Annotated in this window: 21 protein-coding genes; 1 reads left to right on the top strand and 20 read right to left on the bottom strand. The window is 42.0% G+C overall.

The genetic code is table 11. From position 1 onward, the window contains the following. Nucleotides 1-9: 9 nt before the first annotated feature. The 10 genes from I592_RS01510 to I592_RS01465 all read right to left on the bottom strand — a co-directional run bounded on the left by I592_RS01510 (nt 10) and on the right by I592_RS01465 (nt 16,401). Nucleotides 10-2,391, bottom strand: a complete 2,382-nt coding sequence (locus I592_RS01510; protein ID WP_010782000.1) for an ABC transporter ATP-binding protein — start codon at nt 2,389-2,391, stop codon at nt 10-12. Continuing rightward, nucleotides 2,391-2,837 carry a MarR family winged helix-turn-helix transcriptional regulator gene (locus I592_RS01505; RefSeq protein ID WP_010782001.1) on the bottom strand — a complete coding sequence of 149 codons (447 nt, stop codon included), beginning with the start codon at nt 2,835-2,837 and terminating at the stop codon, nt 2,391-2,393. Before I592_RS01505 ends, I592_RS01510 begins: the two co-directional genes overlap by 1 nt. Nucleotides 2,838-3,065: 228 nt before the next feature. Beyond that, entirely contained in the window at nt 3,066-4,889 is a 1,824-nt protein-coding gene (locus tag I592_RS01500) for an APC family permease (RefSeq protein ID WP_010782002.1), read from the bottom strand. A 261-nt stretch (nt 4,890-5,150) separates the two neighbouring features. Beyond that, nucleotides 5,151-7,877, bottom strand: a complete 2,727-nt coding sequence (locus tag I592_RS01495) for a YhgE/Pip domain-containing protein (protein ID WP_174293658.1) — start codon at nt 7,875-7,877, stop codon at nt 5,151-5,153. A 163-nt stretch (nt 7,878-8,040) separates the two neighbouring features. After that, on the bottom strand, nt 8,041-8,364 hold the full coding sequence (locus tag I592_RS01490; RefSeq protein ID WP_010782004.1) for a hypothetical protein: 324 nt from the start codon (nt 8,362-8,364) through the stop codon (nt 8,041-8,043). Between the two features lies 1 nt (nt 8,365). After that, nucleotides 8,366-9,298 carry an NADP-dependent oxidoreductase gene (locus I592_RS01485; protein WP_010782005.1) on the bottom strand — a complete coding sequence of 311 codons (933 nt, stop codon included), beginning with the start codon at nt 9,296-9,298 and terminating at the stop codon, nt 8,366-8,368. Between the two features lie 145 nt (nt 9,299-9,443). After that, nucleotides 9,444-11,324, bottom strand: coding sequence for an ABC transporter ATP-binding protein (locus I592_RS01480; RefSeq protein ID WP_010782006.1), 1,881 nt, complete (start codon nt 11,322-11,324; stop codon nt 9,444-9,446). Further along, complete coding sequence (locus I592_RS01475; RefSeq protein ID WP_010782007.1) at nt 11,314-13,053, bottom strand: ABC transporter ATP-binding protein; 1,740 nt, start codon at nt 13,051-13,053, stop codon at nt 11,314-11,316. The genes I592_RS01480 and I592_RS01475 overlap by 11 nt, the downstream gene beginning before the upstream one ends. Nucleotides 13,054-13,188: 135 nt before the next feature. Further along, the gene (locus I592_RS01470; protein WP_010782008.1) at nt 13,189-14,850 is read right to left on the bottom strand and encodes a MutS-related protein; all 1,662 of its coding nucleotides are present in this window, start codon (nt 14,848-14,850) and stop codon (nt 13,189-13,191) included. A gap of 96 nt (nt 14,851-14,946) precedes the next feature. Next, nucleotides 14,947-16,401: an AcpB/EbpR/MafR family transcriptional regulator gene (locus I592_RS01465; protein ID WP_010782009.1), complete on the bottom strand. Its 1,455-nt coding sequence runs from the start codon at nt 16,399-16,401 to the stop codon at nt 14,947-14,949. 234 nt (nt 16,402-16,635) lie between these two features. Between I592_RS01465 and I592_RS01460 the strand changes: the two genes are divergently transcribed. Next, on the top strand, nt 16,636-17,658 hold the full coding sequence (locus tag I592_RS01460; protein ID WP_371191114.1) for a class F sortase: 1,023 nt from the start codon (nt 16,636-16,638) through the stop codon (nt 17,656-17,658). Between the two features lie 19 nt (nt 17,659-17,677). On the opposite strand, the gene I592_RS01455 is transcribed toward I592_RS01460, so the two are convergent. The 10 genes from I592_RS01455 to I592_RS01410 all read right to left on the bottom strand — a co-directional run bounded on the left by I592_RS01455 (nt 17,678) and on the right by I592_RS01410 (nt 26,867). Further along, nucleotides 17,678-17,902 carry a hypothetical protein gene (locus I592_RS01455; RefSeq protein ID WP_010782011.1) on the bottom strand — a complete coding sequence of 75 codons (225 nt, stop codon included), beginning with the start codon at nt 17,900-17,902 and terminating at the stop codon, nt 17,678-17,680. Next, nucleotides 17,877-18,194, bottom strand: coding sequence for a helix-turn-helix domain-containing protein (locus I592_RS01450; protein ID WP_010782012.1), 318 nt, complete (start codon nt 18,192-18,194; stop codon nt 17,877-17,879). The genes I592_RS01455 and I592_RS01450 overlap by 26 nt, the downstream gene beginning before the upstream one ends. A gap of 256 nt (nt 18,195-18,450) precedes the next feature. After that, complete coding sequence (locus tag I592_RS01445; protein WP_010782013.1) at nt 18,451-18,822, bottom strand: type II toxin-antitoxin system PemK/MazF family toxin; 372 nt, start codon at nt 18,820-18,822, stop codon at nt 18,451-18,453. Between the two features lie 39 nt (nt 18,823-18,861). After that, on the bottom strand, nt 18,862-19,992 hold the full coding sequence (gene alr, locus I592_RS01440) for an alanine racemase (RefSeq protein ID WP_010782014.1): 1,131 nt from the start codon (nt 19,990-19,992) through the stop codon (nt 18,862-18,864). A gap of 19 nt (nt 19,993-20,011) precedes the next feature. Continuing rightward, entirely contained in the window at nt 20,012-20,362 is a 351-nt protein-coding gene (acpS, locus tag I592_RS01435) for a holo-ACP synthase (RefSeq protein ID WP_010782015.1), read from the bottom strand. A 149-nt stretch (nt 20,363-20,511) separates the two neighbouring features. Continuing rightward, complete coding sequence (gene cshA / locus I592_RS01430; protein ID WP_010782016.1) at nt 20,512-22,068, bottom strand: degradosome RNA helicase CshA; 1,557 nt, start codon at nt 22,066-22,068, stop codon at nt 20,512-20,514. Between the two features lie 331 nt (nt 22,069-22,399). Further along, the gene (locus I592_RS01425; protein WP_010782017.1) at nt 22,400-23,755 is read right to left on the bottom strand and encodes a UDP-N-acetylmuramoyl-tripeptide--D-alanyl-D-alanine ligase; all 1,356 of its coding nucleotides are present in this window, start codon (nt 23,753-23,755) and stop codon (nt 22,400-22,402) included. A 167-nt stretch (nt 23,756-23,922) separates the two neighbouring features. Further along, complete coding sequence (locus I592_RS01420) at nt 23,923-24,987, bottom strand: D-alanine--D-alanine ligase (protein ID WP_010782018.1); 1,065 nt, start codon at nt 24,985-24,987, stop codon at nt 23,923-23,925. 100 nt (nt 24,988-25,087) lie between these two features. Then, a complete protein-coding gene (locus tag I592_RS01415; protein ID WP_044925974.1) occupies nt 25,088-25,537 on the bottom strand; it encodes a YaiI/YqxD family protein in 450 nt (149 codons plus the stop codon). Beyond that, a complete protein-coding gene (locus I592_RS01410) occupies nt 25,521-26,867 on the bottom strand; it encodes a hypothetical protein (protein WP_010782020.1) in 1,347 nt (448 codons plus the stop codon). Before I592_RS01410 ends, I592_RS01415 begins: the two co-directional genes overlap by 17 nt. Nucleotides 26,868-26,870: the final 3 nt, after the last annotated feature.

Here is a 26,870-nt window from a genome sequence, read left to right as displayed (position 1 = left end):
TCGCTCCTCCTAATCTGCTTCTTCTATGCCCAATTCAGCATTGCTTAATTGAGACTGTGCAATTTCTTGATACACTTTTGATGATTCCATCAATTCTTCGTGACGTCCTTGTGCAACGACACGTCCTTCATCTAAAACAATGATGTTGTCTGCATGAAGGATCGTTGATATTTTTTGCGCCACAATGATTTGAGTCACACCTTTAATGTTTTCAGCCAATGCTTTTCGCAAAGCAACGTCTGTCTTATTATCAAGTGCTGAGAATGAATCATCAAAAATCAAGATCTTAGGATTTTTAGCAATGGCACGTGCAATAGATAACCGTTGCTTCTGACCACCGGATACGTTTGTTCCGCCTTGAGAAATCTCACGGTCAAAGCCTTTGTCATTTGCATAGATAAATTCATCCGCCTGTGCAATCTCAGCTGCCTTTTTCATTTGTTCGTCTGAAATAGTAGCATCACCAAACTTGATATTTGATGCGATATCGCCTGAGAAAAGTACCCCTTTTTGCGGAACGAATCCCATGATCTCATGCAGCTTGTGCAAACTCATCTGGCGAACATCGACGCCATCAATAGTGATGCGCCCACCTGTTACATCAAATAGACGCGGGATCAAATTGACGATGGTCGATTTACCAGATCCCGTCGAACCAATCAAGGCCGTCGTTTGTCCAGGTTTAGCGATAAAGTTGATATGATGCAACACATCCGCATCTGCGTCACCATAGCGGAATTCAACCCCTTCAAATTTCACTTCTCCTTTGAAGTCATGGTCGTCTTCAGGATGTTCAGGGTCTTTGATGGTAGGTTCCGTGTTCAATACTTCGTCGACACGTCCTGCTGCTACATTAGAACGAGGCAAGATGATCGATACCATCGACAGCATCATAAAGGCCATAACGATCTGCATCGTATACGTGATAAAGGCCATCATATCTCCGACTTGCAGTTGACCATTGTCCATATTGTGTCCACCGACCCAAACGATCAGCACAGAAATACCATTCATCAATAGCATCATGATTGGCATCATCAAGGACATCGCCCGGTTTACGAACATTTGTGTGTTCATTAAATTCGTATTCGCTACATCAAAACGGTCTTCTTCGAATTTTTCACGAGAGAAGGCGCGAATAACAGGGAGACCTGTGATGATTTCACGAGAAACCAAGTTAACACGGTCAACTAAGTTTTGCAGAGCTTTAAATTTCGGCATCGTTGTTAACAGCAGTGTTAATACTAGGACTAAAACAGCCCCTACTGCTACACCAACGATCCAGCCCATACCCGTTCCCGTCTTGTAAACTCGATAGATCCCGCCGATTCCGAGAATTGGCGCATACAGAACCATCCGCATGATCATGACGATCCCCATTTGAATCTGTTGAATGTCATTCGTATTACGAGTAATCAATGATGCAGGAGAAAATTTATCCATTTCGTTGTTTGAAAAAGACAACGTCCGTTCATATTGTCCGACACGTAAATTTTTACCGACAGTCGCGGCTACCAATGACGCAATCAGTCCAACGATGATTGCTGCTACCGCAGAGACCAAGGTTAAACCGACCATCTTAGCTCCTGTCTTAATCATATAATCATTTTGGATCGTCTTCGTATTGACATCCAACGCTTTGTATTCTGCCAATGTCATCTGAATCCCGACAGTCTTCAACGAATCTGCGCCTAAATCGCCTAAACTTTCTTTTGTCGCTTTTCGAGCAGAGTCAACTTTTGCTGGTAATGCCTCATTTTTAGCTTTGATCGCATCTCCAAGTTTCTGTGCTTCCGCACCTTTGGCTTGTGCCTGTTCCGCTAGGCTTTGTGCTTCGGCGCCTTTTGCTGCAGCCGTTGCTCCGTCTGTGGCTGTGGCTGCTGCTTGACCAGCTGCTTGGGCTTGTTCACCTAATGTTTTGGCTTCTTTTCCAAGCGCTTGTGCTTGTGCGGCGTCTTTCGCAATTGCTTGGTAGTCTTCCATGACGCCCTTCGCTTCTTTCGCGTTATCGACATCTTTCGATTGAGTCGAAGCGATCATCATCATTGGCAGATTGAAGATATCTGCTAGTTTTTCTTTCGTCATACCTTTTTGAAGATCTAATTTGTAAATGTCGACTTTTTTACCGTCAACGGTTTGAGTTGCTTCTTTATAATTGTCTTGGATCGTCTGCTTCTCTTTTTCGGTCATGAAAATTTCAATTCCTTGAAGCGTAGACTTTCTAATTTTGTCAGGCGTTGATTGTTCTAGTCCTCCTTGTTGGATACCGACGTCGACGATATCTGACGTTAAACTCGGTAAGCTCAAATCACTGGACGCTTGTACGATTAAAAGTAATAATACTGCGATGATTGCATACCAGTATTTGATAAGGTATTTAAAAATTTTCACTATTGATCACTTTCCCCTTCCGCAGATAATTTTTTAGAGTAGTCAACGAACTTAGCCGTCAATTCAAGATACTTCTTGGTATCTTCTTCACCCATCAGCTCAAATACTTGAATGATTTTATTCCGCATCTCTTGCTTTTCCGCTTTTGCTACTTCTTTTCCGCTTTCCGTCAAGCTGACATTGATTCGGCGACGGTCATCAGGATCCATCGTCCGGCTGATCAAGCCACGCTTTTCAAGATTACCTAGTACGGCTGCAATGCGTGCGGTGGACAAATTCAATGTATCCGCCAAATGTTTGGGATTAGTGGGTTCGCCTAATCGATCAAGCACTTTAATAACGATATTCGCGCCTTTGCTGCTCTTTTCGATTTTGCTGAATGCACCATGACGATTCTTGACCATCAACTGCATCAGTTCACGCTCCGCTTCTTCCGCGAATGACATAAGACTCCTCCTTCTCTCAATTCATTTCTTACCCATTAATACCTAATAGTGTTAGTAATTAATGCTGTTTGATATTAACTCTATTTGGAATCAAAATCAACCATTTTTACTCAAAAAAATAAATGAATCCGTTTTATTTTTATATTCTTTGATTTTTTATTTATATGTGACGCAACGTCTTTTTCTGAACACAAAAAGTGCATCGATTTACCGATGCACTTTTTGTATTTATTTCTTCAAATGATAATTGTACGTACTGATGATAATGTCATCTCGATAAGATAAACGGAAGCGTAAACGCAACGCCGTTTGATTATGCAAGGAACGTTTCCATGTTCGATTCGGAACAAATTCTGGAATTAAGACAGTCGTTGTATAATTATGTTGTTTTGCATTTTTACATACGCGATCGACGTAACGGCTGACCGGATTAACGATCGAACGGTAAGGTGAACGAACAACTGAGAAACGAACATCCGGGAATTTTTCACGGAATTCTCGGCGAATCTCTTTTTCTTTCTCCTCATTTTCCTCTAAAGAAACATGCATCGCAATAACATAATCCCCAATAGAACGTGCGTAGTTGATGGCGCCGATATTTACCTGCGTGACATTCCCGACTAACACAATAACGGTATTGCCGTCGTATTCATGCAGTTCGACATCGTCTGCCAGACGCAACTGTTCAGCGACGTTTTTATAATGTCCATGGATTTTATAAAAACCAAATATCAGAATTGGCATAATGATAAAGAAGGGCCAAATATCAGGTAAACGGTACACAAACAAAATCACTACGATCGCAAAGGAGATACAAGCACCGATAATGTTGGCGATTGATTTTCTGATCCAATGGTGCCCTTCTTTGTGCCATTTCAAGACCATCCCTGTTTGAGAAAGCGTGAATGGAATAAACACACCTACTGAATACAATGGAATCAAGCGCTCTGTTGACCCTTGGAAAATCAACAATAGCACAATAGACCCTAAAGCCAAGGTAATGATCCCGTTAGAGTACCCTAACCGGTCGCCTCGGTCCTGGTAACGGTGCGGAAGGAACTTGTCCTTCGCTAAGTTGTACGCCAAGACAGGAAAGGCTGAGAAGCCCGTATTGGCTGCCACAGCTAAAATCAGGGCTGTCACAAATTGCAGCACATAATACATGATCCCTTTCCCAAAGACAGCTTCACCGACTTGTGATAAGACGGTTACTTCAGCCGTTGGTACGATCCCGAACCAATAGTTCAAAAACGTGATCCCAGTGAAGAAGAACCCCAAAATTAGTCCCATCATAGCTAACGTACCAGCCGCATTTTTCGCACGTGGTTTTTTAAAGAACGGCACCGCATTGCTGATCGCTTCAACACCAGTCAACGAAGAAGAACCCGAAGAAAAGGCTCTTAACAAGAGCGCCATTGAGATCCCCGGTACGACAGCTCCAACCTGAGCAGTCGAGTGAAGAGGTGCAGCCCCTGTAACAATTTTGAACACTCCTACAATAATCAAAATTGTAATAACCGCGATGAAGCTGTAAACCGGCGTCATCAGCAGGCCGGCACTTTCACGCAGGCCGCGTAAATTCATCAGCATCAATAATAAAACTATAATGACAGAAATCAAGACGCGATGATGATACAACGCTGGAATTGCCGAAGCAATCGCCTCAGCACCCGCTGATACGGATACAGCAACTGTCAGCATATAATCGACCAGAAGCGAGCCTCCAGCGATCAAGCCGGCATTCTTCCCTAAATTCTCACTACTAACGACATAGGCGCCGCCTCCATGAGGATAAGCATGAATAATTTGACGATAAGATAAAATCAATGATGCTAATAAAATCAGTACCACAAATGCGATTGGCAATGAATACCAAATCGCCGCTGCAGAAAGGGTGACCAAAACGACTACAATCTGTTCTGTCCCGTACGCAACAGAGGATAACGCATCTGATGAAAGCATCGCCAAAGCCGCAAAACGAGATAAATTTTGATCATCATTTTCAGAAGACTTCAGTGGCCGACCAACCAGCAAGCGCTTAAGATAATCCACTAGACTCACTCCTTGTTCCTATTAATGTATTTTTTCAAGATATTATTGTCTTTTGCATGCACCGATTTCCCAATCGAAAAAAATGGAAAAAGATCTTCTTTTATTCGCTATAAACGCCCTTAAAAAAAATGCAAACAAGCGAAATATTACTCGCACTCCAACCAAATGTCAATGACTTTTTTCAACGACTTTTCGTACCCTTAGTAAAACACGAAAACAGGCAAAACAACAGTAATACGCTGTTGTCTCACCTGTTCATTTTTAATGGAATATTTTACTTTCATGAGCGACTTTCGTCAGCTTCGTCAAATGCGGTTGCAGCACTGGATATGCCCATGTTCCTAAAATACCGAACACTACGAATAATCCGATCATAATAAGAATATCTCCTGTCGCATTTGGCCAATAAATTCCGCCCGCACTCTCGCGTAACAAGTTGACCGCGTGAGTGAACGGCAACCACGGATTGACTGCCTGGAAGAACTTCCCTGATACTTGAATCGGGTAATTCCCCCCGCCTCCGGAAATGGAGAGGACAAGGATAATAATCGCGATCCCCTTACCGACTGTGCCGAACAATCCGACGAGTGTATAGACGATCATCATGAAGGCTAAAGCCACTAGCACCGCAAAAAGCACACTATACACGGGGTTCTTGACATAAACACCTAATAAGAACATATTTCCTAGCGTTACAATCAACGCTTGCCCAATGCTTACGACTAAATAAGTCAGCATACGAGCACCAAATTGTTCACGTTTCGTGTATTTGCCGCGGTCCTTTTTGTCTAAGAAAAATTCTGTGGTCGTAACACTTGAGAATAATACTGCGCCCACCCATAAACACAAAGCGGTATAGAATGGGGTACTGGCAGAACCGTTATTCTCGATTGGATACATCGTATTGGTTTGCAGATCTACCGGTGTCGTAAAGAAATCACTCTCTTTTTGCGCGTCCAGCTTCAACAGTTTCAAGACTTGACCAAAGTCGATCGTTTGATCCCCTTGTTGGATTGCATTGGCAGCTTTTTGAATTCCTGCACGCAAGGATGGGTAATCATTTTTGATCAGATCTGTCGCAAGGTTCAGAGCACTTTCTACCTCGGGCATTTTATCATTCGCTACTTTTAATCCGCCTGTTAGATCGCTTTTCACACCCGGCCAATCATTCTGCATAAAGTCCGCAGCCAATCCTAATTTCTGTTCGACAACGGGCAATTCATTGTTGTAAAGATCTACGCCGGTATTGATACCATTAACGATATCGTTCATATGACCATTTAATAGTACGTTTGCATCGTGCACTTCTTGACCAATTGCTGGCAATTGTTTTTGATATTTCTCTAAGAAGGCAATGGCATTGCTGACAGTTCCCTCAGTAGAGTTCAGCAGAGAAGCAAAATCAATTTGCTGTGCTTGATTCAAAACGCCTTGCGCAGTAGTAATCGTCGCTATCAATTTATCAAGGATCGTGTTGACCGTTTGTCCAATTTGCTGTGGATTGATGCTGTTGACAAACTTCGCTATTTCACCTGCAGCATTGTTGATTTTACCTAAATATTGTTTAGCCTCTTGAGGTGTACTGTTTTGAACCAAATCATTCAAATGATCAAACCGATTACTTAAATCTCCTAAGGAATTCCTCAAATCTCCAAGTTGTCCAATAATAGTTCCCAAATTTTGACTTGCTTCTGCATTGCCATTATCATCCGCAGTTTTCTTCAAATCATTCAAAAATTGGGTGAGCTTATCAATAGCTGATTGTTGGTCAGCCAAATTGTTTCTAAAATCATTAATGATAGAACCAATGTGCGCTTTTTCATCCGGTGTCAATTCTTCTTTATCTAACAAAGCAGATAAATCACTCGTAATAGATTGTGTTGTTGTTGCCACCTGACCAATCGACTCCAGCGTCACTTGAACACTGCTTGAGATACTTGGAACAGCTGTCTTCAATTTTTCAGCACCGTCTTTTGTCGTAGAGGCTAAGTCGTTCGCTTGATTGCCTAATTTTTGAATGTCTGGCAGAATCGTTTGGACTTGCTGGATGATCGTTAACCCTTGCTTGGCTTCGTTGATGCCGTCATTCAGCGTTTTTTCGATTTGGGCAAAGTCACTATCCACTTGCGCCAATTGATTTCCCGCCTGTTGAATCTCTGGTATTTTTTGCTGCAAGGTTAAAATCACACTTGCCTGTTGTTTGATCTCCGGCATTTTTTGATTCAATGCGATCAATTTTTGGCCCATTTCATCAACTTGCGGCAAGTATGCCTGCAATTCATTGGCTTTTGCCAGCTTGTCCTTTAATTCCGGTAATTTTCCTTGAACTTCAACTACTTCTTGTGTGTATTTATCGATTTCGCCCAAATTATCATTGGTTGTCAAAATCAGATTTTTTACTTTATTAATGCTGACTAAATTTTCATCAATGTTGTAGCCAATCTCATTAAAAACCTTTAACAATGTTGAACTAGCCGTTTTGATAAATTCTTGACTGATTTCTTGCTGGATCGAGCCAGCTCCCTTGTCGGTAATTTTCGGTGCGATCGCATTGATTTTTTGGTTCAAATAATATTCGATCTTCGGCTTTTGTATATCTCCGGTAGTAAAACTCAGCAGATCTTTGGAAAATTCTTTTGGTAAATAGATCCCCGCGTAATACTTGCCGGACCGGACACCGTCCACCACTTCTTTTTTTGAATCGACAAAACGCCAACCTAGTTGCTTGTTCTCATGAAGATTTTTGATGACTTCATTCCCGATTTCTACATCCTTGTCTTGGAATTTTGCTCCAGCATCCGCACTGTATACGGCGATTGGAAGCTCCCCAGTATTGGAATACGGGTCCCAAAGTGCCTTGATATTAAACCAGGCATACAATGATGGAATGATGATTAATGCTGCCATTAACAAAACAGCGATCGGGTTTTTAAAAATTCGGCGCCAGTCTAATAAAAAAAGACGCCACGTATGTTTAAGAGATTGAATAACTTTCATTGATTTCACCTACTATTTTTTCTCGCTGAACTAATGTAGCATGGAATTTCGGCTAATTTCAATTCTAGTGAGTGCCTGAAATCACCTTTTTTGACATTCCTAACGATTTGTCACAATTGTATCCCTTTTCAACAGCGAAATACTAAAGAAATGCTTAAAGACTAAGGTTTTTAATCTTTATGAAACGGTCTAAAAGCTGATCTGTCAGCTCTTCGATCTTCTCGCCGTCGCCCGTTTCTTTGGATAAATTTAAGATTGGGTTTGTTTCTAAATCTCGTAGACGGACTGGTTGGACTTGATTTCCTTCTTGGCGCAAGGTCACCTGCGGATGAGGCAGCTTGTCACCACATGGTCCAGCCGTTAAATACGCTAGCTGATACTCCCCGCCCTCTACTGCGCGCAACCGATAATAACCATCGGCTAAGTCTTCCGTTCCCTCAAAATTTGCTGTTACTAACAGCCATTTTTGTTGATCCATATCATTCCATCCTTTTAATAATGATTTTTCCTGCTGCGGGATGCCCCTCAACGGTTTCATGCGCTGCGATCACATTGGCTAAATTGAATTGACGTACCTCCGCAATCGGCACATGAATTTCATCTGAAAGTTCTGTCAATGCAGTCAACGCTTCGGCATCTGAATAGTCTTTGGATGGACCGAAAGCAACATAGTTTCCAGCTTTCTTCTGCTCTTTTGGCAACTCGTTCAGCGCTACGAAGTTTCCTCCAGCCTTCATGATTTTCATTCCTGCCTCACTGGCACGTCCACCTTTAGTGGCATCAATTACTGTATCTGCCATGTCTGCAAATACCTCTCCTGCATCCACTTCGTCGTAAGCAGCGAATTGATCCGCACCTAGCTGACGTACAAGTGCTTCATTTTGTTTAGAGGCAGAAGTTAAGACCCTCTTTCCTTGATGTTTTAAGAATTGAACCAGCAATGAGCCTACTGCACCAGAGGCACCTTGAACCATTACTGTCTCGCCAATCCGATCCTTCAATAAATGAGTAGTCAGATTATACGTTGTCAGCCAAGGTGTCACTGCACCAGCCGCGGATTCCCAAGTCATTGATGCGGGCTTCTTCACTACTTTTTTACCAGGAACGACAATTTCCTCCCCGTAAGTACCACTGACTGCATGAACGATCACTTCGTCACCCACAGTTACATGCGTGACCGCGTCGCCCACTTCTGTCACGATGCCTGCACCATCATTTCCTAAAACGTAAGGAAATTTCACGGTTCGAAACGCACGCATCGCACCTTGCCGAAGCGCGATATCATAAGGGTTGATCGCAAATGCTTGTATTTCTACACGAACATGGGTCGCATCGACGGTTCGGGGCTCTGCTTCGATCGTGATCATTACATCCTTCGCTACCCCGTAGTCTTTTATCGCAAAACGCTTCATTATATACACCCTCTCTAAAAAATCTCTCTTTCCATTTTAGCGGTATACACCGATTTGTACCAATCATATCCATTTAAAAGAGATATTTTTTTCGATAAAAAAAAGCGCGACTTGCAAATGCAAGTCACACTTCCGAAAAAAGTCACTAATCTAGTTCCACTTTTCCTGTGTACAATTGGTAATACATGCCGCCTTCTGCCAGTAGACTGTTATGGTCTCCTCGTTCAATGATTCGTCCATGATCCATCACCATGATGACATCCGAATTTTGGATTGTCGACAAGCGATGGGCAATCACGAATACTGTGCGCCCTTCCATTAAACGATCCATTCCTGATTGCACGATGCTTTCTGTTCGAGTATCGATACTTGACGTCGCTTCGTCCATGATCATTACTGGCGGGTCAGCGATGGCTGCACGGGCAATGGCTAGCAACTGCCGTTGTCCCTGTGACAATCCTTCGCCATCACCAGTGATGACCGTCTCATATTTCTCTGGTAAATGCTGAATAAATGTATCGGCATTGGATAGTCTTGCTGCTTGATAAACTTCTTCATCCGTTGCTCTCAGATTTCCATAACGAATATTCTCTTTCACGGTCCCTGTGAATAGGTGCGTGTCTTGGAGTACGATCCCTAACGAAGCGCGTAAAGAATTCTTTTTGATTTTCTTCACATTCACACCATCGTAGCGGATTTTTCCTTCTTGAATATCATAAAAACGATTGATCAGATTTGTAATCGTCGTTTTACCTGCACCTGTCGCGCCTACAAAGGCCACCTTCTGCCCTGGCTCAGCGTAAAGATTAATGTCATGCAAAACTAAATGATTATCTGTATAGCCAAAGTTAACATCCTCAAAGCGGACATCTCCTGTCAAACGAACATAAGAAATCGTTCCATCCTCATGAGGATGTTTCCATGCCCAGATTCCTGTTCGTTCCGCAGTTTCGACGAATTCTCCATCCACTTCTTTGACATTTACCAATGTAACGTACCCGTCATCCACTTCTGGTTTTTCATCTAGCAATTGGAAGATTCGATCTGCACCCGCTAATGCCATAATAACGAAATTAATTTGTTGCGAGATTTGACTGATCGGGCCATTTAGCGAGCGGCTTAATTGTAAGAAAGAAGCAATCATTCCGACTGTCAATGCAGAAACACCATAAACCGCAAACAGCCCACCGATAATCGCAACTAACACATATTGAATGTTCAAAAGGTTCATCATGATCGGCATCAAGGTATTCGCCGTCGCGTTGGCCTTAGCTGCACTTTCCTGCAACTGGTCATTGATCACATCAAATTCTTCCATCGCTTTTTCTTCATGATTGAAGACTTTTACTACTTTTTGTCCGTGCATCATCTCTTCAATGTAGCCGTTGACTCGCCCAAGCGAACGCTGCTGTTCCCCGAAATAACGCCCGCTGCGGTTGGTAATGAAGCGCAACATCACAAACATCAAAGAAACAGAAACAATTACAAAACAAGTCAAAGGAATACTTAATGAGAACATAGCGATAAAGACCGAGATGAAGGTCACGAGCGCCATCATCAAATTCGGGATACTTTGCGAGATCATCTGTCGCAAGGTGTCCGTATCATTGGTAAAATGACTCATGATATCGCCATCAGCATTTGAATCAAAATATTTTAGGGGCAGCGTTTCTAAATGCTCAAACATCTGATCACGAATTTTTTTCTGAGTTCCTTCTGATACCTTTACCATAATCAGATTATACGAGAGTGTTCCTATGATCCCCACGACATAAATCAATGCCATCGTTGAAATTGCTTTTAACAACCCGCTGAAATCTGGATTGTTCTGACCAACTAGCGGCGTGATATAATCATCGATCACGACTTGCAGGAATAACGAGCCGCGAACATTGGCAAAGGCACTCAGCAAGATCATAAAAAAGACGATCACTAACTGTGTTTTATGTTCCTTTGCCATGATTTTCAGCAGACGTTTGATGGTTTTTACAGAACCGGATTTGGGTGCTGGTCGTTTATTCATCATGATCACCAAACCCTTTCTGTTGTGAATTGAAGACTTCTTGATAGATCACATTGCTTTCCATCAATTCTTCGTGTGTGCCGATACCGTTGATTTTCCCATCATCGAGAACAACGATGCGGTCGGCATCTTGGATCGAACTGATTCGCTGAGAAATGATGAAAGTTGTCGTCCCAGGAATTTCCTTGGCTAAGCCTTCACGAATCGCACGGTCTGTTTTTGTATCCACCGCACTCGTTGAATCATCCAAAATCAGAATTTTCGGTTTTTTCAGCAATGCTCGCGCGATCGTTAAGCGTTGCTTTTGCCCGCCGGAAACATTGTTCCCGCCTTCTGAGATCATCGTGTCATACTTATTTGGAAACTCCTGGATGAATGAATCTGCTTGAGCGATCGTCGCAGCACGAACGACTTCTTCTTCAGTGGCGCGCGCATCTCCCCAACGCAGATTATCGGTGATCGTCCCGCTGAACAGAACATTGTTTTGCAGAACCATTCCGACTTGATCTCGAAGTGTCTCCAAATCATAACTGCGTACATCATGCCCGCCGACTTTGATTTCCCCGTGGGTGACATCATACAGTCGAGGAATCAACTGAACCAAGCTGGATTTCGAACTGCCGGTTCCCCCGACGATCCCAATCACTTCACCAGAAGCAATGGTCAAATCAATGTTCTCCAACACTAATTTATTCATATCATCTTTGTAGCTAAAACAAACGTCGTTAAATTCCACCGAACCATCCGGCACTTCAGTTAACGGCTGGTCCCCATTTTTCAAATCACTTTCTTCACTCAAGACTTCTGTGATTCGCTCAGCAGAGGTACGAGCAATCATCAATTGCACAAATGTCATAGACATCATCATTAAACTCATTAAGATCTGCATCGTGTAGTTGAACATGCTGACCAATTCACCCGTCGTTAAATTCCCTTTGTCTACGATCAATTCAGCACCCAACCAAGACAACAGCAGCATACAGGTATACACTGCGATCTGTAAAAGCGGCATATTAAATGCCACGATCCGTTGCGCTTTCGTGAAATTATCATAGACCTTCTTTGATACTTGTCTGAACTTTTCTTCTTCATGCTCTTCCCTGACGTAGGACTTCACGACCCGAATCCCTTGAAGATTTTCTTGCACGACATTGTTCAAACGGTCGTATGTCCGAAAAACCTTTTCAAATAATGGATGGGCAAAACGAATGATCAAGCCCAGCCCCACGATCATGATCGGCACAATCACCAAATAAATCATGGACAATTCTCGGTTGATATGGAACGTCATCACCAACGAAAAAATTAAAATCAGGGGCGAACGAACCAAGATTCGGATCACCATTTGATACGCATTTTGTACATTGGTCACATCTGTCGTTAAACGAGTGATCAAACTCGAACTTGAGAAACGATCAATGTTTGAAAAAGAAAAACTCTGAATGCGTTCGAATAAATTATGGCGCAGATTTTTCGCAAAACCAGCTGAAGCAATCGCCGCTGTTCGCCCGCCCAAAGTTCCCATTGCTAAGGCAATTAGCGCGCACAAAAAAAGCAAACCGCCATAGCGCAGGATCGTATTCGAATCACTTTTTTCGATTCCATTATCGATCAATCCCGCCATGATCAAGGGCATGATCACGTCCATCAATACTTCCCCCATTGTAAATAGAGGCGTTTGCAAACTTTGCTTTTTATATTCACCGACATTTGCCAGTAATTTTTTTAACACGTACTCACGTCCTTTCATTAACAATTGCTTACTATAGTATAGAGAGTTTTGCTCAAAAATTCTAATAAATCATCTCTTTTCTCATAAAAAAGAACCCTCCTGCTTTTAGGAAGATTCTTTCTGCCTGCTGAATGGTCATTCCTCGTTACAATCACTCATTGGCCACGTTCGTTGTTCGTCAAAATAACGCGCCTCTGCCCGTGCCAGATCTACTATTTTTTTGGGATAATCCATTACTTCTAACAATGCTAACGCGTTACGCGTAACTGCTGGTCCTTGTTTTAGTATGTAATCAAACGTAATCCCTTTTCCTTCTTCTATAGTTTCTTCAAAATGCACATTCTCGCAGTACTGCTTCAGCATCTCGGTCAGCTCGATATCATGGGTCGCTACAAAACTTAGGCTTGAATACTCATTCAACCACTTGACCACACTGGAAGAAGCAGCTATCCGTTCAATCGTGTTCGTCCCTTTTAATATTTCATCAATAAAGCAATAGCATCGTTTTCCTTTTTCCACTTGGTCTAGCAGCCGTTTAATCGACTTTATTTCAGCTACAAAATAACTATCCCCAGCCAAAACGTCATCCTCAACAGCCATTGATGTTAACACATGCCCCGGCTGCATAGTAAACTGCCTTGCTATTGCCGTGTTAATTGTTTGCGCTAAAATTGCACTAATAGCGATACTTTTAACATAGGTTGATTTTCCAGAAGCATTCGAGCCTGTAACTAAGGTGTTTTTTTGCCAATCAACAGGATTCACCACAGGATAGTCCACCAATGGGTGATAGATATCTTCTGCTTGAATACCACCTTGAGCATACTCAGGCTGACAGGTCGAAGGGAAATATGTTCGAAAGTTCAGTATTGCAGCGGAGACTTCCAGTTCACCTAAAAGTTTCCATAAATTGATTGCTTCTTGACTATAGTTGCTCAACCGGGTAAGCACAAAATTGTATGAGATGAAAGGAATCATAAGGGCCAAATTAAGGTATTCAAATACGATATCCGCCTCGCTATTACTCTTTATTCGAAATGAAAATCCCCACTTGGCAATCCCTCTCAGTGGAGCAACATTTTTAACAATCTCATCTTGCAGTGGCGTAACGATCGTACTTAATTTATTGGCTAATGAAATGGATTGAACCAGATATCGCATACATTCCAGTTCGGTTTCAAGCCTATTCTTATTTATCATATAAAAAATGACGTTAAACATGATCGAACCCAATAGCAGAAAAATCCCGACTGGACTGATTGTAACAAGTACAATTATGCTAATGAGCGGCAACATACCCAGAAGGACGTATAGCCATAAGTTACCTAATTTTTCTTTTTTACCATTTGCAATATATTGCTTAGTAAAATTATTATCTTGCTTCCCCAAACTAGCGAAATGAAATTGAATCTTCTCTCTGGTTTCAGGATTATCTTGATAAAAGTGAATCAATTCTTCTAAATCACCTGACTGATAGAAATTATAATTTCGCAAGCGCTGATAAAGTGCTTCTGAACCAATACTGGAATATGTTCCATTGATTAATTCAAAAATCGCCTGCATGTCCAGATCGTACCAAGTTAAATCATCAATCTCGCTCTCCCATCCATGGAATTGCTTTTCAATCTGCCATGCCGCTTTTAAACTTTCCTCTTTATCAAATCGAGTTTGTTGAGGAATTTTTCCCCAACATTTCCGAATATGTATACGCAATTTATACTTAAAAAAGAGGTCCATTAACGTCAAAATGAACGCCATTATCACTATTATGCCAATTACTACCACCCATACTTCCATCTTCTGCTCCTCACTTAAAGAATGTTAGTACTAGTTTAACGAAGTTTCAGCAGTATTGAAACCTTCACCTTAAAAAGGAGACTCTCAGAGAGTCTCCTAGCGAATTTCTTTTACAAATGTTCCGATAGAGGATAGGTCACTTTCTGTTAAAAAGTCATCAACAATTTTTAGGTTTCTGTAGGAGTAATTTTTGATTGGATAGTTTGCAATGACAAGATCGTACGCTTTGAAACTCTCGTCGTGTTGGAAATCCAATGCCGAACCTTTATGCGTCTCAATGACGACTCGATAATAAAAGCGGCTTCGGATCAGTTCTGCGATCATATTCGCATGACTCTCTCCAGAATCACTTACTACGAAAATCTTGACCTTCGATGAATGAACATCCAGGGAATGCGCCAGTCCCTTCCACTCCTTAAAGAGAACCGTTAAGACTGAAAAATAAAATTGGCTGAACCATGGATCGCCTGTCGTTCGTTCCATTTTCAAAAGCAGCTGTTGAATACATTTAGTAAAATGCGGGTACTGTACCTTCGCATTCCGAGAAAAGTAAGCGGCTGAATCAAATAAGATTGAACGCGGATAGGGACACACTTGATACGCTGCTTGAATTTGCAGAAGCTTTTGCAGCATGCTTTTCCTTCGTTTGCCAGATAGCGTCAACCCATAAAACTTTGACAACTCATCTAAAAAAAGTTCTAAATATTTTAATGTCAACGCGCAACTAGGATCAAACCTGCTAATAAAACACGCACAAAATAAACTGTTCGCGACCTCATAATGCCAATCCTTTATCACGATGTATTCTGAACCTTCCACCGTTTCATCTGCTATAGGCCGCAGGGACAAGAGCGCAGTGATCATAGGCGGTTCCAGCTCCAATTTTTCGTGTTCTGTCAAAGCGAATCCCTGCGAAGCTCTCACGATGATCACTGCCAATAGGTAACTGCTCTCCAATACTTCGCGATCGTTATAATCCATATCGAATGAGTGCGTCGCAACTCTGATAAAATCAATGATCTTCTCGCGTTCTAAATTAAATGGCCACTCATTGACACCATACTTTTCTAAAAACAATTGCACATAAAATACACGTACCCATCCTTCATTTTTCGCAGTGATCCGAAATGGTCTACGTTCAAGAACAAGTCCTTTTTCTTTCAACACTTTATCAAGTTGTTTGATCATTCGATAAAAGGTCGCTTCACTGACAAATAATTCATTGATCCAGTAATCCATATCCTCATTTGGCTGGAAGAATATTCTTTCCAAAAAAGTAAATGCTTCCGATTCATCCATCAAATCTCGCGCTAACTGACGCGTCTTATTATTAAGAGCATCGTTTAATCTTAAGCCATTCGTACGGGAATACTCAACGCCAACATGTTCTCCCCAATGATCATTGATTGCATCAACATCTGATAAGATTGTTTTTACGGAACAATCTAATAGATCTGCAATCATTTCTGGATTCTGCCACCCTATTAAATCTCTTAAAACACCGATGATGGCTAGACGCCGCTGTGTTGTGTTTTTAAGTAATCTTCGCACAAAAGTCCCCTCCTAAGCCGATCGTCATTATTCTTCAAAAACGATAATATTTTTTCATTTTTTGGATTATAACATTACTTGGTCATTATATCATAAAATAACTCTACGAAAACGGAAAAATATCGGTATTTATTTAACTAAAATTCACAAATAACAACCAATATTAATAAATATGTTATTTTTATTTTTTCTTTTTTTGCCCTGCTTTATTATCTAGGCAAATAAGAAAAAGGAGTGTTTTTCTTGAAAATCCCCAGAAGAAAACAATTCATTACTTCCGTTGTTATTGTATGTCTCTTATTACTGGCTGGTCCCTTCCACTTTTATTCTGTCGCTGAAGCGAAAGCGACCCCTAAAGACAAAACAGCACAGGAAAATCAAGTAAAAATCCATGGTGATGATACCATTACGATCGTACCAACCGATTCCTTTCACCCTTACCAATACTACAAAGCGGTTAACGAAAACCTCCGTCCAATAAAAATGACCTTTAATACGATCGATGCAAGCAAGCCAGGACACTATGAGTTGACCCTGAGTGCTAAAAATAAGCAAGATTACGATGAGCGGAAAGTTTCGATCATTGTTGAAGAGGCAACTACCGAAAATAAAGCGGCGGCAAATCAAGTAAACGAATCGTCCATTGCAAAACCAAGTGCTCCAGAGCCTTCATATCAAGCGCCAGTAGAAACAACAACACCAACTGAAACGCAGCAAAAAGACAGTGAGGGAACACAAGAAGCACCTCCTCAACCAGAGCAATCCAATACACAGCCGTCGGTTCCACCTCAAGAAACGCCACATGAAGCAAAGACAACTGAACCCACGGTACCAGAGACACCCGCAATACCCGCAAATCAAATTTCATTTTTAGGCTATTCTCTGCCTTATCAAAATGCCGGTCAGGGGAGTGGGCAAGGAATCATTGATGGCGGCGGTACCGCAGCAACTTGGGGCGGCAGTCCAATACAATCCGGCAGTGACAATCAAAACACTCATTTCATCGGACATAACCCAGGCGTCTTTTCAGCGATCCTATCCCTCAGCGCAGGACAATCCATCACTGTTACTGATCAAGCGGGCAACGCGGCATCCTATGTCGTAACTGGCGTAGTCCAAGTAGACGACAGCGGACGAGATATTCATTCGGGTCAGGATCATTGGGGCCAGATTACTTCAGCCGGCGGCGGGGAACGCATTACCTTGCAGACCTGTTTAAGTGATACGGTTAATCAAATCGTCTTTGCACAAGGATAACTAAAAAACAGTCTGACACTTAATTCATGTCAGACTGCCTTTGTACTTTTTTCTCTAAAATAAAACGGATGATATGCGCCAAAATCATCGTAGAAAAGACGAGAATCGTTATGAGTTTCAACCATGCCGGGATATAGCCAGTAGGAGCACCAATTCCTCTCATGTGTCCAATAAGGATCAAACACAAGCCGCCCAAATTATACGTGACTAGCAATAACTTATTGAGTATCCTGATCTTTTCCACGCTCTTCTCCTCCTTCTAAAAGAGATAGGCCATCCAATCCAAAACCTCTTACGACACTCCGCGGATCTGTTAAATAATCCAAAAAACTAGGTTTGGCTTGTCCCAACAATGCATCTGTACTTTTACGGAAAATTTTACTCAGAGCAATCAATTGATCATAATCTGGCGCGCTTTTGTCCAACTCCCATTTTGATACTGTTTGTGGTGTGACATGCAAACGGTTCGCGAGTTGTTTCTGACTCATTCTCTCCTTTTGCCGAAAATATCTAAGCTGTGATCCGATCTCAACCATGATTTCCCCCACCCATCTCAATGTTCCTTCTATAGATAGTATACAACGAAATATTTCTATGCAGCTACAAAGGAGCGGTAGACAATTCATTGAGTGGACGAAAAAAGGACGCAACGAATCGTTGCATCCTTGATATTTAGCGAATGTAAAAAATAATACCACTATACACACGTCCCTAATTATACGAACTGATTGAAAACACAAGTTCCGTACAGGCAGAATAATTAGATCCGCAAATCACTAACATTTGGCTCTTTTATGTAAGGTTCGTAGTAACTGCTGACATCGTCTCGATGCCAACGCTGATACGCAAAGCCGCATCCACTTCTGCCATCAAACAGCGATCCAAGTGGCAAACCTTTTCCTTCAAGCGAGATTTATCGATGGTTCGAATCTGCTCTAATAAAATGACCGAGTCTCGTTCGATCCCCGTACCGTTTGATTTGATCCCAATATGTGTCGGTAATTTAGGCTTTGCCATTTTAGCCGTGATCGCCGCAATGATAATCGTTGGACTAAAATGATTGCCTAAATTATTCTGGATCACCAACACTGGTCGGATCCCCCCTTGTTCAGAACCAATCACTGGCGATAAATCTGCGAAATAGATATCACCACGCTTAACCATATTTTTCCTCCCAAAGTTTCGTAATAGTTTCATTCATACTTACTCTTGATAAATTCTCGGTACACGTTCTGAAAGAATACAACATACTTCGTAATGAATCGTTCCTAAATGATTCGCAACGTCTTGCATCGTGATTTCTTGCCCATTGTTCCTACCAATCAATGTCACTTTTGTACCAACCTTGAATTCATGAGGCAGACGAATCATTAATTGATCCATACAAACACGCCCAATAATTTCACAAAATTCGCCGTCAACTAATAATGAAAAACCTTGCATCTTCCGTACCCAACCATCCGCATAGCCGATTGGCACCGTTCCGATCCATTCCCTTTCAGGCGTATCGTATGTTTTCCCGTAACCAACACCTTCACCACTTGGCAGCTCTTTAACTTGGATCAGCTCAGAAACCAGTTCCATTGCCGGGATTAATGGATAGGTCTCAGGTAATTCATGTCCAGATGGATTCAATCCATACATCCCGATCCCATACCGAATCATGTTTCCAGGCATTTCTTTGTCATGCCATAAAGCCGTCGCACTATTGCTTGAATGAACATAACGAGGTAAATGAGCCAAAGCTTGAATAATTCCATTGAAACGATCTGCTTGTTTGTGCCAATAAGAAGTGTCCTGCTCATCAGCCGTAGCGAAATGCGTAAACAATCCCTCCCAAATCATATCAGGGGACGCTTCGATAAACGCAGCTGCTTCTTTGACTTCGTCTGCTGTCAAGAACCCAATTCGTCCCATCCCAGTATCTGCTTTGATATGAATTTTTATTGGAGCAGTCGTTGTTTCTTCTAGATCGTTCAACACTTTTTGTGCTTCGATCAACCAGTCCTTTGTTGCGACTGTGATAGATAGATCATAATCAATGACTAACGATAAATAACTTGGAAACACGACACTTAATACTAAAATCGGCTCAGTGATTCCTGCTTCCCGTAGTTCAATCGCCTCATCTAATGTCGCGACGCAAAAACCAGTCGCACCCGCAGATAAAGCAACATGCGCTGTCGCTACCGCACCATGGCCATATCCGTCTGCCTTAACAACAGCGAACAATTCAACACCTTCTGGTAACCGTTCGACTTCATTTTTGATGTTCTCTTTCATTGCTTTCCTATGTATGATAGCTCTCGTAGGTCGATGATACGTTACAACCATAAAGTACGTGTCCTTCTTTCTATTCCTCTAGCACTACTTGTGCAATTGCTAGCTCCTCTGTGTGCGTCAAACTGACAAACACGTTTCCCTTGTGAGGTGATTTTGTAAAGGCCGGCGCACCATGATCATCGCGCAAAATTTCTAACTCTTGAAAACTAACTTTCCCAATACCTGTTCCCCAAGCTTTAGAAAATGCTTCTTTGCATGCATACCGTCCTGCTAAAAATTCTACCTGACGATGGGGAGAATGGCTAGCAAAAAGGGTCTGTTCTGCCGGAGTTAATATCCGATCCACAAAATGCGGTCGACGTTCTATAATTTTGGCGACCCGATCAAGCTCTGTGGCATCAATTCCAATTCCTTTAATCATGCAATCCTCAACCCTTTCAAGTAACACTCTTATTTTACCAAAGACTTCTTTAAATGCTACGATTTTTTTCAAAGAATCTTTTCAAAGTCTGTCATAACAAGAAAAAACCATCAATCAAAAAGATTGATGGCTTTGATAGTCGCTGATAATTAGTCGTTCGAGTTCGTACGAATCACGAAACCACGTTTTTTATCATTGCTGCGGTTTGTATTTTTGTTGTTGTTGCTGCGTTGCTTGTTGCCACCGTAGTTTTTATTTTTATTACGGTCGCGATCACCGCCACGGTCTTTACGGTAATTATCTTTACCACGGCCGCCACCACGGTTATTTCCACCGCTGCGTTTTCCTCCGCCACGATTGAAGCCGCCTTTTTTATTTGAAGGCAATGGGCGTTCTGGAGTGATTTTTACTGGTACAGCATCTGAAGGATCTTTTGCTGTCGTTTTCAACAATAGAGCAACAAGCTCTTCTGGTGAATACGCCGCTAATAATTCTTTAGCAGACTCATTGTATTTTTCAAGGCTGTCGGAATTTTCTTCCATCTGACTTTGAACTTGTTCCATCGCTGCGCCCAATTGGCCTTTGAAGGCTTCTTTTTCGGTTGGCGGACGCATTGGGTTCATGCGTTTTTTCGTCAAGTTTTCAATCACATGCAAGTAGCCCATTTCGTTTGGTGTAACGAATGTGACAGACATTCCGCCTTTACCAGCACGGCCTGTACGACCAATACGGTGAACATAGCTTTCTGGATCTTGTGGAATATCGTAGTTGTATACGTGGGTAACGCCAGAAATATCCAAGCCGCGAGCTGCTACGTCTGTCGCTACTAAAATATCAAGATCGCCACGTTTGAACGAACGTAATACGCTCATCCGTTTTTGCTGTGACAAGTCGCCATGGATACCTTCAGCTTTATAGCCGCGTGCTTCTAAGCCACGAGCCAATTCGTCTACACGGCGTTTTGTACGACCGAAAACGATCGCTAGGTCTGGTGTTTGAACATCAAACAAGCGCGTCATGACATCGAATTTTTCATAATCTTTTGCCCGAACATAATATTGATCGATCAAATCAGCCGTCATTTCTTTGGCTTTGATTTTCACGTGTTCAGGGTCTTTCATGAATTTCACGCCGATTTTTTTGATTGCATCAGGCATTGTTGCTGAGAACAACAATGTTTGGCGTTCTGCAGGGACCTTACTGATGATTTTTTCGATATCTTCTAAGAAGCCCATGTTCAACATTTCGTCTGCTTCATCCAAGACCAATGTTTCAACAGTTTCTAATTTCAATGTGTGACGGTTGATGTGATCAAGCATCCGTCCTGGTGTTCCTACAACGATATGTGGACGATCTTTCAACCCACGAATTTGACGGCCAATATCTGCGCCACCGTAAACTGCTTGTACACGAATCTTTTTGTCGCGTCCTAGACGATACAGTTCTTCTTGCGTTTGAATGGCAAGCTCACGAGTTGGTGAGATAACCAGACCTTGTAACCCATTTTTCGTTGTATCGATTTTATCTAGCATTGGCAAGCCAAAAGCGGCTGTTTTACCTGTACCTGTTTGTGCTTGACCAATAACGTCTTTTCCGACTAATGCTAAAGGAATAGTTTGTTCTTGGATCGGTGTTGCTTCTTCAAATCCTGCGCGTTCAACCGCTAGTAATAGTTCTGGTGCTAATTTTAATTCTTTGAATTTCAAATGATATCCTCCTATTGTCTGTTGACCTTATCATTTAGAGCGTGTGGTTTGGTATCTGCGTTTGGTCTGCAACGGTCCCTTTAGTTGCCGACCTTGGCGATACTACCGAAAAACCGCTCCGCGAAGTCAGGCGGAAGGATCATCTCTCACAAAAAGGGGCTGCGACATCGTTCAACTGAAAAATGCCCCAACCGCTTCTCAAAAATAATTGGTAAGCCAGCGAAACATTCGCTAGCGAATCTTTAATTTATTGGATGACTCATTCAATCATTACTTCATTTCTCGGCAATGGCTCATTTTAGCACATCATTTCGTTTTCTGCAAGTTTTCACTACGACTGCAAAGTTTCAACAACTTCGATCAAGCCCATCCCGTTACTGCCTTTTAGAACCACACTGTCTTGTGCTTGCAAACTCTTTTTGACAGCGTCCATCATTTGCTGTTTTTCTTCTTTGTTGAAGTAATGAACAGCCAAAGCTGGATAACGATCTGCTAAAGCCACCTTTAATCCCTTTATGTCATTACCATATAAAAATACTTCATGAAAATCACGATCATTCAAATGCTCCACCATACTGGTGTGAAGAGAAAAGGAATCGGAACCCAATTCCAGCATATCCGCTAACACGGCCAAGCGGCGGCCTCCTGTCGGAAGTTTGGCAAATGTATCTAGTACTAGACCCATCGCCGTTGGATTCGCATTGTATACGTCACTTAAAATATCGGCGCCATTACTAGCCTTTAGCCACTGCGTCCGGTTTTGCGTGACCTGTACATAGGCTAATCCTTGAAATATATCATCATTGGACAAGCCAAACCAGCGGCCGATTGCCATAGCGATCAGCGCATTTTGTACATTGTAATTTCCTGGCAGAGGAATTTGATAGCCCTTGTCATCTACCGAAAATACGGTTGCCCCTTTGTCTTCATTTAGGATCGTAGCAGAAAGATCGCCTGCTTGGATGCCAAATGTTTCAATTGTTTGAGGCAAAGAGCGTATACGCTCCTCTAATAGAGGTTCCGCCGCCGGAATGATCAATAATCCATCTGAGGCTAATCCTGTCGTGATCTCCATTTTCGCATCAGCGATTTTTTCACGGGACCCTAGGTTTTCAATGTGTGCTTCCCCAATAATGGTGATCGCAGCAACATCCGGTTCAGCGAGTTCAGACAACACACTGATTTCACCCGCATGATCCATTCCCATTTCAAGAATCAGTTTCTCTGTTCCTTCTGGCATATGTAAAATTGTATAAGGCAACCCAATATCATTGTTGTAGTTCCCTTGTGTTTTATACGTCCGAAACGTTTGACTCAGGACCGATTCAGTCATATCTTTTGTCGTTGTTTTGCCATTCGAACCAGTAATCGCGATCACATCTGGATTTTCCTCCAGTAAATAGTAACTCGCTAACGCTTGGAAAGCAGACAGTGTGTCTTTGACCAAGATCACTGCAATCCCTTCAGGGGCAGTTGCGGGATCTTGACTCCATAGCGTAGCCGTTGCGCCATTTTCGATCGCCTTGTTTACAAACGTATGGCCATCATTCGTTCCCTGCAATGGGACGAACAAATCACCGGCTTCAATTTTTCGTGAATCGAATTCGACACCAGTAACGGTCACCTCATTTTCCGCCAATACTTCACCTTGAACGGCCTTGCTGATGATTGTCGTTGTAAAATTCATGGTGTTCCTCCCAAATGTTGTTTCTGACTATAGGCGTTGCCAACGTACTAAATTTTGAGCAATTCGTCAAAAGTTAGCCCGGCAAGCCAAACGATAAAATGAACTTGAGACCGCCTCTTTAAGAAGAAGATCTCAAGTTCTGCTAGTAGTGATAAACAGCGGCCGGACTATTCAAATGCGGCTTGCTGTTCGTAACGCTTCAGGCCTAATTGAATCAATTCTTCTATTAAATCACCGTATTTTAATCCCATATTTTCCCACAATAATGGGTACATACTAAATTCAGTAAAACCAGGCATCGTGTTCAATTCATTCAAGAACAATTCATTCTTGTTCGTCAAGAAGAAATCAATCCGAGAAAGTCCCGAACCACCAAACATGGTATAGGCAGATTTAGCATAATCTCTTGCTTTTTGCATAACCTCTTCCGGCGCTTCCGCAGGTATAGCCATTTGTATTGTGTTGTCAATGTATTTGGCATTGTAGTCATAGAAAGCTTCTTCTTTGACAATTTCTCCTGGTAACGTCGTCCGCACATCGGTATTTCCTAAAACTGCTACTTCAATTTCACGCGCGTCGATTCCCTGTTCCACTAAGGCACGAGAATCATAACGATACGCTTCTTGTAATGCATTTTGCAGTTCTTCACGATTTTCGGCACGAGAGATCCCTACGCTTGAACCCATATTTGCAGGTTTTACAAACATTGGATATAGCAACATGCCTTCGCATTTATCAAAAATTTGTTTTGGATTTTCTTTCCACTGGTTTTTCAAAACAGGCACATAAGGAACCTGTGGGATTCCTGCCGCTTGCAAGATGTATTTGGTCATAATTTTGTCCATAGCACAGGCACTTGTCATAACACCCGCACCGACATATGGCATATCCAATGTTTCAAGAAATCCTTGGATCGTTCCGTCTTCTCCATTGGGTCCGTGTAAGACTGGAAAGACGATCGCGTCCTCTTCTTTGATATCACCAGGCGCAATGACCTTGCCATTAAACCCTTCAACTTCATGCCCTGTTGGGTCCCAAGTTAAGCGCAACGTCTCATCTGTTTCTGGTGCTTCTGTCAACAACGGGCCTTTGACCCATTGACCGGTCTTATCAATATAAACAAGTTGTACTTGATAATAATCAAAATAAACCGCAGAAATTACTGAAAAGGCCGACAAAATTGATACATCATGTTCTGGACTTTTTCCACCATAAAGTAAAATAATTTTCAACTGAGTATCCTCCATTACTTTCTGATCCCTCATATTTTAGCACAAAAATCAAAATCCCCAAAAAGAAATTTTACAAGTGTTACAAACCTTATCATTTAGATTACATTAAAGTCTGTTGAATCAAGCTTTTCAGGACCTCTTTAAACTGTTCCCGATCCTCATTCGTAAAAGGCTTCGGTCCTTTCGTACGCTGCTTCGCTTGCCGCATTTTACTTCCGATAAAACGCTGTGTCAATAAGGCGTCTATATTCATTTGCGTATATTCCATCCCAGATTGATGCAGGACATGCGCCGCTTTAGCCAACGTCAAAGAAGCTAAACCGTAATCCTGTGTGACCAAGATATCTTCTGGCTGGATGACCGAAACAATCTTAAAATCTGCTGAATCTGCTCCACGGTCAACATAAATGAATTCCACAAAAGCTGGGTATTCTTTTTTTGAATAGTGATCGATACTTGTTACGATAACCACTGGCAAAGCATATTCTTCAGCCACTTCGATCGTGGTATCTTTTACTGGCGAACCATCGCCATCAACGATCAAACGCATGTTTCCCCATCCTTCCAACTAGCCAGACTCCAATAAATAGAATGATGATTGAGCTGAATTTAACGATGTCCATAGTCATAAGAATATCCGAACCATGCAAATGACTCAGTAGAAATATATCTTCTAAAGGCAGTTGTTTGATTCGTAATGTTACAAGCAGCAAGAGCATCAAGATAAACTGATGCGTGATACTTCCCTTATTGGATGTAGAGTATTTTGCTGTGAGCCGTTGCTGTTGCTCGATGCTTTCTGTGTCATAAAATAATCGATTCAGCCAACCGCTCGTTCCACTTTGGAAAAAAGTCAACACTAGAATTGCCAATGGAAACAGAACACGGACACTCAACAGCAACAATCCAGCTGCTAATCCAGCCAGTTGCACCTTTAACGGATTGTTGAACGAGCGGCGTATTTTGCCAGCAAAGAGGATCGAACTGATCATCCCTAAAAGATAAGGCAGAAACAAATACACGCCCTGTGAAGCCGTCCCTTTATAGACTGCGATATAAAAAGCACCAAATAAAAAGATGAAATTGCCCAACATCCCGTTAAGGAACGTTAGCGCATTTTGCCAAAGCGGAAGCTTCCACCGGTTTTTCACCTGATTAATAAGGACTACCGCCACAATGAAGACGCCCGCAAATAATAGAATCCCTTGATTCAATAAAGACTCATTAAATAATAATCGTCCGCTTCGCAACAGGAAGAGTGCGATAAAAAACAACAGAAACCATATTAATTCTGAAACAGAGAAAACATGCTTTGTTAATTCTTTAAAATCCATTTCGTAGTGTGGATAATGCTTCACCGTATGATAAGCACAAACAAAATAAAATGCAACCACACTTGGTACGATGACTGATTGGATCGGAAAAGACAATGTTGTAGTAACTAATAACGGTGTCAAAACAAGCAGGGCGATCAAATAACCTTGATTGCTCATTGTTAGATACCCTTTAGATTTTTCATAGAAAGTCACGCTGGTATTCGCAGGAGGCAGCCAAGAGGCACTCAACCCCCACAAGATGCTGCCCAACAAATAAAATGCAAAATTAATTGTACCCATCAACGTCAAAAATGACCCAATCCCCCCCAGTAAAAGAGAAACCATCAATAACGTATACTGATCGATGGATCGGTACAATCCGCGAATCAGAAAGACACCTGTCACTCGAAAAGTATAAAAAAGCACAAACGGCAACACTGTGACAGACTGCTTCGGGTCGAGCAAATGCATAAACAATAAATACGGAATGACGATCATCGTGTTCGCTAACACAAACGGGGTCGTCTGAGTAAACTTTAGAAAAAATTGTTTGATTGTTTCCATTAG

The sequence above is a fragment of the Enterococcus gilvus ATCC BAA-350 genome (genome assembly GCF_000407545.1).
In the GTDB taxonomy this organism is placed as follows: Bacteria; Bacillota; Bacilli; order Lactobacillales; family Enterococcaceae; genus Enterococcus_A; species Enterococcus_A gilvus.
Note: the sequence above shows the minus strand (reverse complement) of the source record. Positions and strands in the feature narration are given on the sequence as shown.